The following is a 17809-nucleotide window of genomic DNA, read 5'->3' on the forward strand; positions in this document are numbered from 1 at the left end:
ACTAACCATAAAAGCCTAAGGTTAGTTTTTCTGACTTCAATAAGATTTATTCCGGCGAACAAATCTAATGTCATTATTTAAATTCCACCTAATTATTGCACATCCGAATATTTGGGTCAAGATTTTCACGATGACCGATCAATCAAAATGAGAGAATGGTATGCAAAATCGAGAAAAAGTACGTGTACATCCTTATCCTATAGACAAGAAGCTCGCCCTTACAAAATGATTTCAGGACTTTCTTTACTTAGCACATAATCATTACCTGCTACTTTAAAATACTCTTGAACCAACTGACTTAACTCTTTGATTGCTTCATTCGCCCGAGCCCGTTGCGTTTCATTGATCGATTCAATGAATAAAACAGCATGGGTGGTCTCTTCTGTTAGCATCGTACGTTGGGCTTCCCGCCAATTTAAGCATCGACAGATTGCACCTTTCTCATCATAGTAAATGACTTCCTTTTCCAAGGCTGGGGAATCAGTATCTGCACCTAAGGGAAAGAAAGATTCGCCACCTTTTGCAACCCCTAAATGAAGGTCGCCAACGATTGTATCGAGGTCTTCTCCGCCTAAAGGGACACCATATTTCAAGGAAATACTATTATAAATATCTACTAAAGGATTGATGGGAGAAAATTCTCTGTCTTGATTCACCCGTTTCAACAGTGCTTCGATGGAAGAGCGTACCCCTTTTTTCGTTTTAAATTGCTGAAAAGCACTTCGCCATTCTTGGATCACTTGGTTTTCACTGAAGGTGTCGGTCGTTAAGTAGCGCTTTGCTTGTTCTTTACTACTTTTTAGCAAGTCAGTAAAAAACGTTTCGTGTGCAGCATCGGCAACATTGTTTATATTTTTTACAACAAGGCAGTTGATTTGTGCTTCTGGAAATAGTGCCCAAAATTCTTGATCGATCATTATTTTCTTCACTTTCTCTACACTCCTGTTTAGTTTATTTGAACAAATTCATGTCCTTTATTTTTCAGGCTCTCTGTTTTTTCAGCAGCCAGCCGAGCTATATCCTTTTTAACAAAATATCAGCTACCTGTGCTTCCTACCCTAGGTAGCATGAATGTACATTCAATCAGATCCAATCTCCCCAGCGGCGTTATTCGTTTAATAGTCTCTTTTGATCCCATTCTTGACGTTGACCCAATCAACTTCTACCGAAGATTTTATTTTTTTCAGCATTTCCGCAAGATTTTTTCTTTCTAAAGCAGATAACTGTTGAATCGCTACTTTATTTGAATAGTTATTTTCTCTTATGATTAATTGAACCGCTTGTTTCCCTTTGGCGGTTGTGTATAAGTGTTTGATTTTTTTATTTTCTTTGTCTGACTCTTTTAGAATAAACCCATTTTCCTCTAACTTTTTTACCGCCCGGGACAAAGTCGTGCGATCAACTTTGATCAGTTCGGCTAATCGTTCAGGAATAATTCCTTCATTTTCAAATATACGAACTAAGTAAATGTATTGTCCTTTACTGAGTTGAACCTCTTTAAATTCAATATTAGCAATTGATTCCAACATTCTACTGATTGATCCTATCTCACGAAGTATATCCTCCACGAACTATCCCCTCCCTATCTAGCACTATAATAGCCCATTATTGTTGCATATGCAACAATAATGGGCTTGATTTACTTTATTACTCACTCTTAGAAAATGGGTCTATTGAATAAGCTTGTCTCAAAAAATCAGGAGAATACCGAGAAAAACTTCTCTGTACTCTCCTTTTACAAACATTCCAGGTGGGAATACTATCCGAATTTCTCCTAATTTCAAAATCAAATTCATGAAGATGATTGCTTAGTACAGTAGTGAATGAATCAACTTCGTTTTCATTTACTTTCCCCGAATCGTATAATTTCTTTCTTTTTGCTTGCTAAGTTTTTATTTAACCTTGTCTAACGCAGATTGATTGGTTACATCCAATTCGTTGTTTAAAATCACTAAAATTCACATTAGATTTACGACATAAGTTTATGACGCTCTCTCGAGCTTATTTCAATGAGAGTTTACCAACGTATCAAAAACTATTAAGTTTCTGACTCTTTCTAAGAATTGTCCTAATATTCATGAACCTAAATTTTAAATGAACAATGATTTATTTACGAGTTTATGGACACAAAAATACAGTGATACATATAAATTATAGTATCTAAAAAGAGTGTCCAGAAATTCGTCACTTTCTTAACACTCTTTGTCGAAAAATTAAGAAGATCAAAAGCTATTAAATTTCTTCCCCTCATATAGCTGTTAAAAAAATCATGAACTAAAATTCTTATAAACACCTTTTTTAATTGTTGTTTTTTGTATATCTTTTCAGATGTTTTGCTGTGTATGAATCTTCTAACGTTAATAAGTCTATTGGGTACCCTTGAAACAATACTTTACCTCCAAAGTTCCCCCCGCCAGGTCCCATTTCGATAAGCCATTGAGCCTGACTAATTATTTTGAGATTGTGCTCTAGAACAATCAATGTATTTCCTTTTTGCAAAAGTTTATTTAACAATAATAACAACTTGTCAATATCCGCCTCATGAAGGCCGGTAGATGGTTCATCTAATATTAGACAGTTAGAAGTATTTTGAGCAATTATTTTTGCTATCTTTAAACGCTGAAGTTCTCCACCAGAAAATGTATCTAGCGACTGCCCCAACTTCATATACTCTAGATGAACATCCATGAGAATTTGCATCGTTCTGATCAATAAGCGATCATCAAACAAATCTACTGCTTTTCGAACTGATAATTGTAAAATATCGTAAATAGTGAAACCATGCCATAAAATAGATAAGGCTTCATCGTTATATCTTTTTCCTCGGCATTTCTCACAAACTTGCTCTTCATCCCCCATAAAAGCCAAATCCATTTTTATCACTCCTTTGCCTTTGCACAGAGGACATGCTCCTTTACCGTTATAGCTGAAAAGAGAGGCACTTTTACCAGAACATTGCGCGTAGATGCTCCGAATTTTATCAAAGACATTTAGATACGTGAGAACATTTGAGCGAATGTTGCCATTTATCTGACTCTGGTCTAATATACTTGCTTCAGGATATTTTTTTTTTAAAAGATAGCGAATGAGTGTGCTCTTCCCAGAACCAGCGACTCCGGTTACAACCGTTAATGCTTGTTTTGGCAACACCACAGAAGCGTTTACAACATTGTGCAAACTAACCTCATTTAATTCGTAATAGGAAGAAAATTGTTGTCTTTGTGTATTAACGTTCAACTGATCTGCCAACGCTCTTCCAGTGATGGTGTTCGACTTCAGTAGTTCATCATAGGTTCCTTCAAAGGTGATAGTTCCACCGCTATCCCCGGATCCTGGACCGATCTCAATGATATGGTCTGCAATTTGTATAATATCCGGATCATGGTCAACAAGAACAACAGTATTTCCTTTATCTTTTAACCCCCTAATTATCTTTGCTATTTTTTGAATATCTTCTGGATGGAGTCCAATACTAGGCTCATCAAAAATGTATAGAATATCACTAAGTGCACTGTTAAGATGTTTAACCATTTTTATTCTTTGAGATTCTCCACCAGATAATGTTGCTGTTGGACGGTTAAGAAACAAATAGCCTAGGCCAACCTCCTCCAAACTCTGTAGTTTCTTACTTAAATCTTTCAAAATCACCTGAACAGCAGAAGAATGAATCTCTTTAATAAATTTGTTTAGTTCAGGAATAGGCATCCTCACACAGTCTGCGATCGATTTTCCATTTATCTTTGCAGAGCGAACGAGTTTACTTACTCTAGTGCCTTGACAATTGGGACATTCTTTCACTTGCAGAATGTGATTTAATGGTGCACTATATTGCGTGCTTTCTTTTTCGATAAAATTTTTGGTAATTCTGGGAATGATCCCTTCATAACGTGCAGTTTTTGGCCATTTATTCGTAGGATTACTTGGAGTGCTGCCGAGATCATTTAGTAAACGGTCCAATTCTTCTGCTAGGTAATCTTTAATTTTTTTATTGTTATCGAAATTACCAGATTCTGTATACCTAGACAGGCGCCATCCTCCCGGTTGAAAAGTAGGAAATTGAATAGCTCCCTCTGATAAAGATTTGTCAAAATCGATTAACTTATCGACATCAATCTCTTTGACCTCACCTAATCCCTTACAAACTTCACACATGCCCTTGGGATTATTAAACGAATAATTCATAGAATATCCAATAAAAGGGGTTGCAACCCTCGAGAATAGCAGCCTTAAACTTGAATATATATCTGTTACAGTTCCAACTGTGGAACGTGCATTTCCTCCTAGTTTCTTCTGATTAATCACAATAGACACTGGTAGATTTTCTATTTTATCAACGATTGGTTGAGAATAGTGAGGTAGTAGCTGTTGGATATAACTCGAATAGGTCTCGTTTAGTAATCGTTGGGATTCAGCTGCTAAGGTATCAAATACCAAAGAAGATTTTCCCGAGCCTGAAACACCTGTTACGACAGTTACTTGATACTTAGAAAGTTTCAAAGAAAGATTTTTTAAATTGTTTGTTTTAGCTCCTTCGATAGAAATGAGATCATTCATCATACCTCAGCCTTTCCGTTTTAAGCGCTTCTAAATATTTCTTTGCTAGTTCAGCGAACTGCTCTTTTTCCTTCCGATTAAAAACTGCATTTGCGATTTCAGATAAGTGCGTATGTCCATTATCAATAGTTGTTAATAAATGACTTCCCTCTATTGTCAAAAAAGTGAGTAGTTCTCGACCATCTGCATCATTGGGTTTCTGTTGAATATAATTCATTAATTTTAGCTCTTTTAACGCCTTTGAAAGTTTTGTCCTACTAATTCCTAGCAAAACACTCATTTTTGACGGGCGCATCTCAGTTTCAGAATTTAGAATATTTAAAATATCATATTGAAGCCAACTAATTGTTTTAGGATTTAGTCTGGTTCTTTCCGCCACCAATTCACATTGTAAGTTTACTAATACCTCTTCTAAATTATTCATTGAAAACTTCCCCTCAAATTGATTTCTATTTGGAAACTATATCATTTGGGAAATCAGATGTCAAATAGGTAGTCTATCCATCTGGCGCTTATCATTGTTGTGCGTTGATTCCTGCTTAGTCAAGCAGCCTCTTTCGTAGAAAAACGACAAGTTATTGGAATGGCTAAAAAGGAGTCATGATCCAATGAATTTCTGACACTGGAAAACTTAATTATCGGAAATTCATCGGCCCAAACTAAAAATAGAGTACTCAGAAAATAGATATTTCCAAGCACTCTATGTATTAAAATTCTTTCTTTCACTATCAAAGCAAATGATTTAACTCAAACGATCAATTTGAGCAGGACATGCGTACTTGAATTCATTTGTTCAACAGGTTTCCCTCGTTAACCATGGCTGCTTTTCTTAGTGTATGATTCTAAACTAAATTCAGTTTCTTCATAAGGAACATCTTCCGCATATATGCGATTGTATCGCTGCTTAAATTTTCGAAACCCAAACACCACTAACACTTTCACGATTGCATAAAGTGGTATACCGAAAATCAACCCAAACATGCCGATAAGTTCACCCATTATCCATAGCACAAAAATAATTGTTACTGGATGGATCACCATATGTTTTCCCATGACCTGAGGTTCGATCAGCTCCCCATTTAATAATTGAACAACGATCCAGACAATGCACAACTGAATGAACATCGTAGGAGACGTCATGATTGCAATGATTGCACAAGGGAAAAAGGCGACAACCGGTCCGATATAAGGAACGATAGCTGTTGCGCCAACAAGAAATGCTAAGCTTCCAGAAAAAGGCATGTCGATAATTAAGAAGCCAATAAAAGTCAATGTTCCTATGATCACACAAACGACTAGTTGGCCCTTTAGATAGGCGCCCACCTGATTTTCCATTGTCCGAATGATTTCTTTGACTTCATGACGTAATCTAGGGGGGAAGATACCTAAAGAATACTCTACAAATTGACGGTCATTTTTCAATAAAAAGAACGTGATGATCGGCACTGTCAATAACAACAATAGGACATGGGTAATCGTTGAAAACACTTGTGAAGCACCGAAAATAATATTGCCCAGATATACGCCCACATTATTAGAAACTTGATTTATCCAATTCGCCAGAACCTCGAGTCCCTCATGATATGCTTGTTCATATCTAGTATTTTGTATAAAAGTTTCTATTACTCGTTCAGCTTCAATCAAATAATTTGGGAAGTTTTCGATCAATCGTTCAAATTGTTGGATAAGTAACGGCAGTGCGAGGGCAGTTGACAAGATGAAGGCAGCAGTAAGTGTGCATAATGTAATAATAATACTCAGTACTTTTGAAAGTCCTAGCCCTACCAAAAACTTTACAACTGGTTTAAGTACAAAATATAAAACGAGCGTCATAGTTAACGGAGGAAGAACCACCTGAAATACTTTAACTACTGGCTCAATCAAAAAGGTAAGATTTTTGAACAGCAATAGTGTTGCGCCACCTATAAACAGGACCGCTAAGATGTATAAGAGTGTAGCCCCACCCAACATTTGTATCACTTTATGTTTCTTTTTCATTTCTTCTCCCCGTTCTTTCATTATCTAAATCAATCTTCTTTTCTTGTAAAGATTAGCTCACCCCAAATGGACCTTTTCATTCACTAATCTCCCCCACTTGAGGATTCGATGCGATTTGAAATGAAGACAACTTTTATTTAATAATCTTACCATAATTAGTCATAAAAATACCTCTAAGCTATATCTCTAGCCTAGAGGTGTTTTTCAGATTGATTAATGAGCTATCTTCTCTATATTATTTGACAAACTCCCTTTATTATTTTAGTATTTTCAGAACTTTTTATAATCATTCACAATAAATAAATTTTAATTATCAATGAAAAATCAGCCTCCAAAAAAATTATACCGTTAGCTTAAATGAACATAATAAAAAGAGCCTAATCAAAAATGAAAAACAGGTGAAACATTAATGAATCAAGAACTTTAAAGTTTGCAATTCCTTAAATGAATTATTCTTATATTTAGCGACTCCTATTTTATCTAGACATAGATTTCATTGTAGGTTTCTATACACAATATCGAATAGTATTATTAGAAATTTGATTCAAAAAGAGTGTCCAGAAACGATCATTTTCTGAACACTCTTTCTTCCTCTTATCGATTACTTCTTTTACGTTTTTTAATTGCTACAAATACGAGTGTGACTAACAAAGCTCCGACACTACTTAAAATCAGTTGTCCTTTAATCTGTTGTCCAGTTTTTGGTAAATGATTATTTGAATTACCATTGTTCTTAGGATTATGCGCTTTAGTGTTATATACGTACACCACTTCTTGTCCTGTATCACTGAAGGTGCCTGAAGCATTATCTGGGGTTTCTACTACATACCACCCTGGGATCTCTTTGGCTTCGCTTGTATATGGTAACCCTACTTTTCCGCTTAATACCGTTGGGTCTGCCAACTGATTCCCTTCGGAATCTTGATATTTCACCGTGACTGGTGCTGCATCGCTGCGTTCGTACACGTACACCACTTCTTGCCCTGTATCACTGAAGGTGCCGGAAGCATTATCTGGGGTTTCTACCACGTACCAACCATGGATCTCTTTGGCTTCGCTTGTATATGGTAACCCTACTTTTCCGCTTAATACCGTTGGGTCTGCCAACTGATTCCCTTCGGAATCTTGATATTTCACTGTGACTGGTGCTGCATCGCTGCGTTCATATACGTACACGACTTCTTGCCCTGTATCACTGAAGGTGCCGGAAGCATTATCTGGGGTTTCTACTACATACCACCCTGGAATCTCTTTGGCTTCGCTTGTATATGGTAACCCTACTTTTCCGCTTAATACCGTTGGATCTGCCAACTGATTCCCTTCGGAATCTTGATATTTCACTGTGACTGGTGCTGCATCGCTGCGTTCATATACGTACACCACTTCTTCAGCTGCGTCACTGAAAGTACCTGAAGCATTATCTGGGGTTTCTACTACATACCACCCTGGGATTTCTTTGGCTTCACTTGTGTATGGTAACCCTACTTTTCCGCTTAATACCGTTGGGTCTGCCAACTGATTCCCTTCGGAATCTTGATATTTCACTGTGACTGGTGCTGCATCGCTGCGTTCATATACGTACACCACTTCTTGCGCTGTATCACTGAAGGTGCCGGAAGCATTATCTGGGGTTTCTACTACATACCACCCTGGGATTTCTTTGGCTTCGCTTGTATATGGTAACCCTACTTTTTCGCTTAATACCGTTGGGTCTGCCAACTGATTTCCTTCGGAATCTTGATACTTCACTGTGACGGGTGCTGCATCGCTGCGTTCGTACACGTACACGACTTCTTGCCCTGTATCACTGAAGGTGCCGGAAGCATTATCTGGGGTTTCTACTACATACCACCCTGGGATCTCTTTGGCTTCACTTGTGTATGGTAACCCTACTTTTCCGCTTAATACCGTTGGATCTGCCAACTGATTCCCTTCGGAATCTTGATATTTCACTGTGACGGGTGCTGCATCGCTGCGTTCATATACGTACACGACTTCTTGCCCTGTATCACTAAAGGTGCCGGAAGCATTATCTGGGGTTTCTACCACGTACCAACCAGGGATCTCTTTGGCTTCACTTGTGTATGGTAACCCTACTTTTCCGCTTAATACCGTTGGATCTGCCAACTGATTCCCTTCGGAATCTTGATATTTCACTGTGACGGGTGCTGCATCGCTGCGTTCATATACGTACACGACTTCTTGCCCTGTATCACTGAAGGTGCCGGAAGCATTATCTGGGGTTTCTACTACATACCATCCTGGGATCTCTTTGGCTTCGCTTGTATATGGTAACCCTACTTTTCCGCTTAATACCGTTGGGTCTGCCAACTGATTCCCTTCGGAATCTTGATATTTCACTGTGACGGGTGCTGCATCGCTGCGTTCATATACGTACACCACTTCTTGCGCTGTATCACTGAAGGTTCCCGTCGGATTACCTTGAACTTCTTTTATAGTATACCCGTCTATTTCTAACTTATACTCTGGCGTTGTTGCATCAAAAGATTCACCAATATTACCGCTAATTTTTTGAGAAGGCTTCAATTCATTCCCTTCAGTATCAATATAACTCACCGTAACATCTGCAGCGGCTTCTTGATGATTGATCGAAAATTGGTGCAAATAGGTTCCTGAAGAAATGGCGTAAAAACTATATCCATCTGGTTGAGCATAGGATCCGGCAGGATTATTCAGTCGTGCGTTATACTCCATTGTTTCGATACTTTCAAATTCACTTTGAGTAACCCCAGATACAGTAATCCCATCTTCTGTAATACTTAATCTTGAGGAGGGTACCTGTACACCATTCAAATCAAAGTACGTCTGACTAGTACTATTCGATTTTGTAAAAGGAGGCTGATATCCATCAAAATTTGTTAAACGATTAGGCATAATGGAAAATGGAACAAAAAATGATTGATTATCGGGATCGTAATTTAACTCTTTTGCAGATAATGAAGTAATCGCATCATTTCTTCCTGTGTTTTGGCCATAAGCAGCTAAGTTTGATAATTTGGGAAACTCATTTATCACAGTAAAATCTGTCACGCCACAGAACTGTATTCTTAATTCTGTTAGATTTGGTAATGCAACCAGAGGTGCAATTGTCGTAATATTCATATTGGACTCGAAACTTAGCGACTCTAGTCCTTTCATATTAACTATTTTTGAAAATACAGCATCGGTTACATTTGCGGAACTAAGATTTAATCTAGTTAAATTGGCACCAAAGTTTGGTACATTATCATCCGTTACATTAGCACCCATCAAATATACATAAACTAAGTTATTTAACGAAGTGAGAACGGAAAAGTCAGTAACCTGATTTTGGCCGCTCATATAAAATGATGATAGATTTGTTGCATATTCCAAGCCTGTCAAATCAGCAATAGCGGAATCTGCAGCGTAGATATAGAGAGTCTGAAGTTTGCTCATCTGTTCCTTCGTGATTTCGGACACATCTATACCTAAAGATTTAGCAACTACGGATTGTAGTGCTGGATCCGGAAGCCAAGCTGCAAAATCTTCTTGATCATTATTTACTGCGACCTCAGATGGATTTGCAGAACTTTGACTTGTCGTCTCATTTTCAACTTGGCTATTCCCCTGATCTTCGCCAGAATATTTTGCGTTGTTAGAAGAGCTTTGCGTTGTTGTTTCTTCCGTGGATTCATTATTATCTTCTGTCGAAGTATCAGAAGATTCACTTTGCGTTGTTGAAGAATCCAGCGTTGTAATCGAATTACTCATATTTTCAGATTCTTCATTAGTTGCTTGTGCTACACTTTCTTGTTGCTCATCTGATCGAACATTCACAATGGGAACAAAAAAAGAAGGTACTATTAAACTTGCCAAAGATATGTAGGAAAAAATTTTCTTTTTCATCTGCCAACTCCATCGTGGTATTTTTTTAACCACCTATTTTTATATCTTATCTATTGTAGTAATAATGTATTCTATAGTAAATACTTTTCAAGCAAGGACAGAGTTCCTTCAACCAAAAATAATCATTATTTTTATAAGATACTTGGTATTATGTAATAATAGTTCCTCTTTGTTTTTTAACAACCCCAGAACAAAATTTAAAGAATGAAAGTTTCTATCTTTGTTAAATGATAGTTAGTGAAAGTCTTCCCGACGTGGACCAAACGTCGAAGAGATGCCCAGATTCATGATAAGATAGATCATTTCTGCATTACCTTTGACCAATTCTGCTTTTCCCGTGTCATAGTTGGTAAGTGCATAGGATTCAATAAGCACGTTTAGCTTCTCGCAATTTTTCACGTCTGTCCTCTATCGTTCGGTTAGAAATTTTATTACGTCTTCATAGGATTCCATCCCTGACTTCAAAATATATTATAAAAGACTACTTTTCCTTGATTCTTTTTCCAGATCACTTTATTTTAAAAATTAGTGAATGGCTAGTTACATCATTCAATTTATATCCACATAATTCTTTATTGTAGTATGGATAATCTTGTTCTACTATTTTTAACACTTCTTCGTCTGGAAAATCAAAATCTTCAATAGTGATAATGAGTTCTCGTAATAATACTAACTTAGAATCTATTCCCATAATTATTGGAATATCAATCCAAAAATTCGCGGACGTTAATTCTTCTATCAATTCTTTTAATTTTTGAACTTGATTTTCAATATAATTTTTTATCAACGGATGTGCTTTTAACTGCTTTTCTTCAAATTGAAATTCTTTGATATATTCAGATAGATTACTGATTTCGATCATAATTTTCGTCCTTTCCAAAATGAAATCAATACTATAAGCCGGTTTCATTTATTGTTTTTCCCTAGATGAAAGCCTCTGAAAGAAGATGCTTCCTTTACAGGTGAACAATGACCTATTTGAAAATTAAAAGAAAAACGCAAGTTGTTTGTTGCGCTGAACTATACACATTAAAGTTGGTTTGAGGTCTAGTTTTTAAAAAGCAATCGTCCTCTTAATAAATAATTGATATTTCACTCGTTATCCAAATGCCAAGTACTATAAGATCTATAATCTAAGTGGATTGGAAGAACCTTTAAGTATTTGTAAATTTTTATTTATCCTTAGGTAAGAAAGCTCAATTCAATGACAATGCTTTTTTTATAGAAAATGAGTTTCTTTATTCATTTCCTACTACAGCTTATTAATTTCCCTTGAATCTATACCTCATTAATACTACCCTTCGCTTTATTTCAAAATACGAATTTGTTGATTTTTTAAACCTTCAAAATCAACAGTTGGTGATTTATACAAAATAGAAGAATTGCGTTTTTACTTTCATAATGTCCTGACTGATTAGTTGATAGAATTAAAATAATGCATTACTATTCTTTTAAATAGAGTTGAAGAATATGGTCTATTTGTTTATAGTATTTTAGAAAGTTAAGATTACTTTAATCAAATTTCAAAGTCGAAGATGATGTGTTCTACTACTTATATATCTCTATAAGTTACAAAAAAGAGGAGGAATTGTTATCTCAAATAAAAAAAGAACGATAACGGAAATTGCTAATCTATTCAATATTGAACCTTCAACTATACGGTTTTGGGAAAAAAAACAACTAATTTCGTTGAGTAGAGACGAAGAGAATAACTACAGATATTTTGATGCTCATTCTATATTACAGTTAGTTGATATTACTTTTTTTAGAAACTTAGAAATTCCCATTACCGATCTAACCCTTCATTTAAATGGTGATTTGGATCAAAGAAACCAAATATTAAACAATACTCTTATTACCGTTGACAACTGGATCAAACAATTAAATGCTGTATCAAAAGTACTTAATACAAGAATAAAGGATATTGCTCATATCAATCATTGTTTAAACGGAGAGAAAAACCTAAATCTAGAGTTTCCTTTTTCGAAATTTGAACCTCTTGATCTTTACAAAAAAGAACACATTTCTTCTTTATTAAATAATCCAACAAATTTTTTATTATTATTTACTGGAGATCATTTTGATACCATAACAGAAGAAATTGGCATTATAGACATTCCCAATAACACTATTCCTAAAGATCTCCTTGCGGAATCAAGTGAAATATTCTTTGGTGGGGCGTTAACTGTTGATAGATACGACTATAGTGAAAATAACTTGAATCAGTTATTGGATGATATACAAGATTCTGCCGATTACTCCAGTGTAGTCGCACAGTACATCGTCGGAGGTTTAGAAAATAATCGGCCTATTGACTACTACTTTTTTTGGCTTCTGTAACTGATCATTATCTATGAAAACAATCAAAGCAGAGGGATTAAAATGAACATTTTCTAAGTAATCATTCCCAAAGTTTCATCATGTATGTAGTATTATTTATCGTAGGAATGATTTCCTAAACACTACACTTTTGCAATCTATTATTTCTCGATTATCAAGATATTCCTTTATAAAATGATGTTAAAACTACTACGTTACTTTAATTGCTTATTATTAAGATATTAAGGTACTATATGTTTCTATTATATTTTTTCATATTGTTAAACACCAAAACATATAGTACCGAAAAAAATCAACTTGTCTTTTCTTTCTTTTTTATTAACCAAACTATTAAGATTACGCTGCCTCCCAAAAAGCTCATTGAAGAAATTACTCCTCCTGTTTGTGGCAGACTCTTCTGAATATCTATTTCTGATGGTTGACTATCTAATTCATTTTGTTCAGAACTTACTGTCTCTTCTCTCTGATAAAATTGTACCCCCGCTTGATTCTCATAAGTAGATGCTTCTACGCTTGGCAAAGAATTTGAATAATTCATATAAAGAGAAATTATACTGAAAAAGAGTACGATTAGTATTTTCTTCATTCGCTTCCTCCCAACGTAGGATCACCCACTAGTTCCCAAGTGATCACTGAGCGATACGTCCCATCATCCACTGGCGTATTCGCCGGCAATCTCAATTGAACGCCTGTCAAAGATCCATTCATTACTTCCCCAATTTGAATCTCTGTTGTACCGTGTTCTCCTTCATATAATTCATTGGGATTGCTCATTGCCCCAACTAACTTCGGAGTGTGGCTCAATACAATGTCTTTTGACGGAACCGTTAACCCCGTATGGACCGTTTCTTGGACACTTAAATCTTTGAGTATCATCGTTGCCCCAGTCAACACTTGCTTTTCTGAATTCACAAATGGACTAGCAGAAACAAAAATGGACCATTGCGTAGTATTGCTGTAATCATCAATCGTAATGGTTGGTGCGTGTTCACCCTTGGCCGCTACCTCTTGATGGCGGCTTGATTGCTCAATGATTCCAAAATTAAAATTTCCATTCGTTACATTAGCCAGCTCCAACCGACCTGGTTCAACCGTAAAAGGCACTTCATAATCACGTAGAATAAATTTCCCAGTACTCAAACGTTCTTCAACACGAATAATTCCGACTACTTGTCCGATTTTGGATGTATCGGGATATTCTTGAAAACCGCTAACCGAGACATGACTGGTGTCAGAAAGATCTAAATATTTTGATATGTTTGCCTCCAATTCTTTTTCAGACATTCCTAACTGAATAGTGGTAGGATTTGGGTGTGCTCGATCAAATGTCAATAGGCTGTATCCATTACTTGTCAATTCAAAATATGCACGATTATTCAAGCTATTTACTCTTTCAGATTCAGAATGGGGGGCGTCATATTTTCTGAGTCGTGTAGGTTCACGATGATAGACTTCGACAATATCGCCAACTTTAGCATTTGTCTCCCCAAAACCGTTCCCAAAGTCAGAAACAGCTGAAGCAATCGTTTGAGTTCCTCTTACATCATACGAATAGGTCAACGTATCAGTGCCTATGACACGCCGCGTGTTATCACCTAAATCATGTATGCTAAAGTTATAATAAATACCAGAAAAATTGTTGTGTACATTTCCTGTCGTGCTTGTCGTTCCTCTTCGAGCAGTGATAATTCCAATGTCGGAATGCCAAGTGTAGATCCCAGCACTATAGTCATTAAACCCACTGAATCTTATTGCGTTTCCGAAAGTAACTGTAATTGGTATCTCGAGTATTAATTGTTGACTAGTTCTGTTGTGGTTTAATACTACAGAAGCACTGGTTGTTGTTCCGACAATACTCGTATCTGGAGATTTATTTATATTAAGGGTATACTCATCACTCGATAACAAGCCTCCATTAAGCGAAACATTGGTTATGGCCTGGGTAAGCTGACTTTCCGTCAATCGACCACCTAAATCAATTGTTTGAGGCACAACTTCTGCTGTCAATGCACTCTTCGCATAAACATAGGTCACTTCGATGACTCTTCCTAAAATATAGTTTCCAGAAGCTTCACCTCTGATTTCTAGAAGATAAAATTCGTCCAAATTTAAAGCCTCTGTTGTATATTCCGCCCCTGGCATCCCAAGATTTGACTCAGCATCACCTATCTCCTTTCCAGACTCATCAATATGAGTTACATTGAGTATTCCCCCCAAGGCCATTAAACGTGTACTGGATGTCACATCCGGTTCTCTTCTAACCGTATCGCCACGCATATTTACGACAAATATTCCGAAAGTAAGTTCCCCAAAATCGAAATATCCTCCTAAACCGTCAAAGATAATATCTACAGGCGCATGTTTATTAACAAAACCAAAAATTTCAAGAGTAATCCAACCATTTCCTGGAGAACTATCTGCTCTCGTTCGAAAATCTACATAATCAGACCTAATGTCCGTAAAAAAGGCAGCACTGATATCATTTCCATGCGCATCAACCGCTCGAACACTAAATCTTGAAAACTGATTACTGATTCCATAAACACGTGCCACATTGTACGCTCCGGGATTCACTCCGTTAAACGCAGTCGTAAGTTCCATATTAATAGTAGCGATTAGAATTGGTTCATCTATGTGCCAATCACTTATTGTGCTGGTGACAATGCTAGTTAATCTTTGATTTCTTTGCAATTGATCTTCAATAACTCCCTCGACAGTATCTTCAATTGATGACTCTTCCAGATTTTTTGCACTTGTTTGATCAGAGGATCCATCTGATTCTGTCTCCGATTCTTCTCCCTGCTGCTCCTGATTATTACTAGTTTCTTGGATCTCTTCTTCGTAATCAGATTCACTCGTAGACTCTTCGATCACAGTGGCCACAACGATCGCGGGAAATAAAAAATGAGTTGATAGAACTAGGCTCAACACAAAAACAAGTAAGACTTTTTTCATTGGACTATCCCTTTCTCTTTGGTTTCTGTACTGGAGAATAGGGGACATCCCCTTATTCTCCAGATGCGTTTGTTGGATCCGCGACCAACTCCCAAACTAGTGCAGTTGAGTAAGCCGTATCATTTTTTGTGGTATTGGCTGGAATACGTAAGACAACGCCATCAGTCTGTCCTTCTGCATTCGCATTCCCCAGAGCTAGTGTCCATGCACCGGCACCCTGTGAAGCATTGGCGGTTGCCAAAGTTTGTGCGGCTTCTCCTAATACAATCTCGTTTTGATTCGCAATGGGCGTAGCTGATGTGGGATTCACATAACGCAGACCACTCAAGGTGATCGTTGCTCCTTGCAGCTCATGTCCGCTTGCATCACTCAATTGTTTAGGCTGTGAAACTTGCAGCTCCCAGCCTAATCGATCACTCCCACGACGATCTTCTGTTGCGACAAATGGTACCCGTCCTTCTTCTGATGTACCAGAAAATACATGGTCCAATCGTGCCTCTTGAACGATTTCACTTGAAATATTCGGAATCTTACCAAAATCAAAGTTTGAAACATAATTGATTCTTAGTCGGCCTGGGTGGGGGTTAACTGGTACTTCAGGATCTACTTCTTCTCCTGGATTTTCTGGATCTGGAATCACCGGATTAGATGAATCATTTTCTAAAATAATCACCGTTCCCTCTGTCCTTGCGTTCGTCGCATCCTCATACTCTACTTCTGCTGCCTGACTAATTAATGTACCTAGTCCCATACTTCCCGCTAAAAGTGCTGCTGCTATTGTGATTGTTGTTTTCTTCATTGTTCATCCTCCAATTTTTTTATTTTTTCTTTGTTTTGTTCGTACGTGTTGCTTTCTTATTCTCCTTTATTCTCAATTGATTTAGTATTTTTCCCCTTCCGGTTTCAGCTGGATGAACACTATAAACCAGCATTTTTTTAGAGCGATTCAGCCTTCTTTCTCCCATTAATTCTAATCCATCTGCCAATAATCAGGAGAATAAGAAGTCCAATTCCCCCTAAAATCAGATAAGATAGATAAGGCGTCCTCTCATCAATATTCACTGCACTTTGGTTTAACTGGCGGGCTTCTGACGCGGCAATCGTGAAATTTTCTTCAAAATGATACTCCTTCCCATCTGCTTTTACCCTCATTTTAAGAACATAGTCCCCAGCCTTTATGGGTCGTTCCCCCGTTGGTATACCAAAATTAAAATTAGAATTGGGCGCCATGCGAAGATCGTAGACATCGTACGTATAAATCGCTGCTTTCCCCCCTTTTTCAGTCACAGTAGATTCAACACTCATATTGCGAACAATCGATGCTGCACTATTTTGAATGTTAGCTTCAATAAAGTTTCGATAATTTCTTTGTCCTGTTGTAATGTCTTGTAAATGCAAGTCATTTTCAACTGTTTCCCCGTCTTTTTTGTTTAACAAAATACCAACGGTGTACGCAACTTCATGAACTACTGTTTGTTCGCTTATATTTTTAACTTCTTCCGTAAACCGAATCCCTCCGAGAATGTCTCCCGCCCAGTCTTCTTCTGGGAATAAAACTACTACTTTCATGGTGACAAAACCTAACGCTGGAATCGTACGTTTTGCTTCGTCAATCTTGACCAATTGATCCATTCGATGCGTTAATGAATCATCGTACGTGTCTTCTGCCAAATAACCAGGTATACCATTTTCATTGGTGGAAGCGGGATTCACCGCAGCTTTTACCGTAATTGCTACATCAGACGCATTATAAATCCTAATAGAAACTTCACGTTTTTCTCCCGGCAGACCGTCGAAATGGTAATAGCCTTGCGCATTTACATTTCCATCCTCATCTAACGTTTGAATCGAAAAATTATTCACCTCATCTGCATAGCCTGTTTGATAAAAAAAACCAAGACTTAGGATTACCGTAAATAGAATCCATCGGATTGCGTGTTTCTTTCGTTCTTTCTTTGTTTTCAATATAATTTCCTCATTTCATAAAAGTGAGATAGTTCATTATTAAATATTTAATTCACAAATTAATATACGGGTTAAACCAGGTTTAAGGTCAATGCCTTTTTTTCAAAAA

At 37.0% G+C, this 17809-nt stretch carries 13 protein-coding genes; 1 reads left to right on the plus strand and 12 read right to left on the minus strand.

Going from position 1 to position 17809, the window contains the following annotated elements:
* Window positions 1-218 precede the first annotated feature (218 nt).
* From IGI92_RS15600 to IGI92_RS15635, 8 genes are all read right to left on the minus strand, one after another.
* Window positions 219-917, minus strand: coding sequence for a B3/B4 domain-containing protein (locus IGI92_RS15600; protein WP_430608509.1), 699 nt, complete (start codon window positions 915-917; stop codon window positions 219-221).
* 198 nt (window positions 918-1115) lie between these two features.
* Window positions 1116-1568: a MarR family winged helix-turn-helix transcriptional regulator gene (locus tag IGI92_RS15605; RefSeq protein ID WP_016620262.1), complete on the minus strand. Its 453-nt coding sequence runs from the start codon at window positions 1566-1568 to the stop codon at window positions 1116-1118.
* Between the two features lie 730 nt (window positions 1569-2298).
* Entirely contained in the window at window positions 2299-4554 is a 2256-nt protein-coding gene (locus IGI92_RS15610) for an ATP-binding cassette domain-containing protein (RefSeq protein WP_430607369.1), read from the minus strand.
* Entirely contained in the window at window positions 4547-4978 is a 432-nt protein-coding gene (locus IGI92_RS15615) for a MarR family winged helix-turn-helix transcriptional regulator (RefSeq protein ID WP_016612169.1), read from the minus strand. Before IGI92_RS15615 ends, IGI92_RS15610 begins: the two co-directional genes overlap by 8 nt.
* A 386-nt stretch (window positions 4979-5364) precedes the next feature.
* Window positions 5365-6573, minus strand: a complete 1209-nt coding sequence (locus IGI92_RS15620) for an AI-2E family transporter (protein ID WP_430607371.1) — start codon at window positions 6571-6573, stop codon at window positions 5365-5367.
* Window positions 6574-7146: 573 nt separating this feature from the next.
* Entirely contained in the window at window positions 7147-10440 is a 3294-nt protein-coding gene (locus tag IGI92_RS15625; protein ID WP_430607373.1) for a MucBP domain-containing protein, read from the minus strand.
* A 234-nt stretch (window positions 10441-10674) separates the two neighbouring features.
* On the minus strand, window positions 10675-10839 hold the full coding sequence (locus IGI92_RS15630) for an N-acetylmuramoyl-L-alanine amidase (RefSeq protein ID WP_258185921.1): 165 nt from the start codon (window positions 10837-10839) through the stop codon (window positions 10675-10677).
* 109 nt (window positions 10840-10948) lie between these two features.
* Window positions 10949-11302 (minus strand): DUF7006 family protein, encoded by a 354-nt coding sequence (locus IGI92_RS15635; RefSeq protein WP_430607375.1) that lies wholly within the window; start codon window positions 11300-11302, stop codon window positions 10949-10951.
* Between the two features lie 761 nt (window positions 11303-12063).
* Between IGI92_RS15635 and IGI92_RS15640 the strand changes: the two genes are divergently transcribed.
* On the plus strand, window positions 12064-12780 hold the full coding sequence (locus tag IGI92_RS15640; protein ID WP_430608511.1) for a MerR family transcriptional regulator: 717 nt from the start codon (window positions 12064-12066) through the stop codon (window positions 12778-12780).
* Between the two features lie 292 nt (window positions 12781-13072).
* Here IGI92_RS15640 and IGI92_RS15645 read toward each other — a convergent pair whose 3' ends face one another.
* The 4 genes from IGI92_RS15645 to IGI92_RS15660 form a co-directional block, all read right to left on the minus strand.
* The gene (locus IGI92_RS15645) at window positions 13073-13366 is read right to left on the minus strand and encodes an LPXTG cell wall anchor domain-containing protein (RefSeq protein WP_016612618.1); all 294 of its coding nucleotides are present in this window, start codon (window positions 13364-13366) and stop codon (window positions 13073-13075) included.
* A complete protein-coding gene (locus IGI92_RS15650) occupies window positions 13363-15735 on the minus strand; it encodes a WxL domain-containing protein (protein ID WP_430607377.1) in 2373 nt (790 codons plus the stop codon). The genes IGI92_RS15645 and IGI92_RS15650 overlap by 4 nt, the downstream gene beginning before the upstream one ends.
* 52 nt (window positions 15736-15787) lie before the next feature.
* Window positions 15788-16534: a WxL domain-containing protein gene (locus IGI92_RS15655; protein ID WP_008381643.1), complete on the minus strand. Its 747-nt coding sequence runs from the start codon at window positions 16532-16534 to the stop codon at window positions 15788-15790.
* Between the two features lie 137 nt (window positions 16535-16671).
* On the minus strand, window positions 16672-17700 hold the full coding sequence (locus tag IGI92_RS15660; protein WP_400451158.1) for a DUF916 and DUF3324 domain-containing protein: 1029 nt from the start codon (window positions 17698-17700) through the stop codon (window positions 16672-16674).
* Window positions 17701-17809: the final 109 nt, after the last annotated feature.

It is taken from the genome of Enterococcus sp. DIV2379 (assembly GCF_050542965.1).
In the GTDB taxonomy this organism is placed as follows: domain Bacteria; phylum Bacillota; class Bacilli; order Lactobacillales; family Enterococcaceae; genus Enterococcus_D; species Enterococcus_D entomosocium.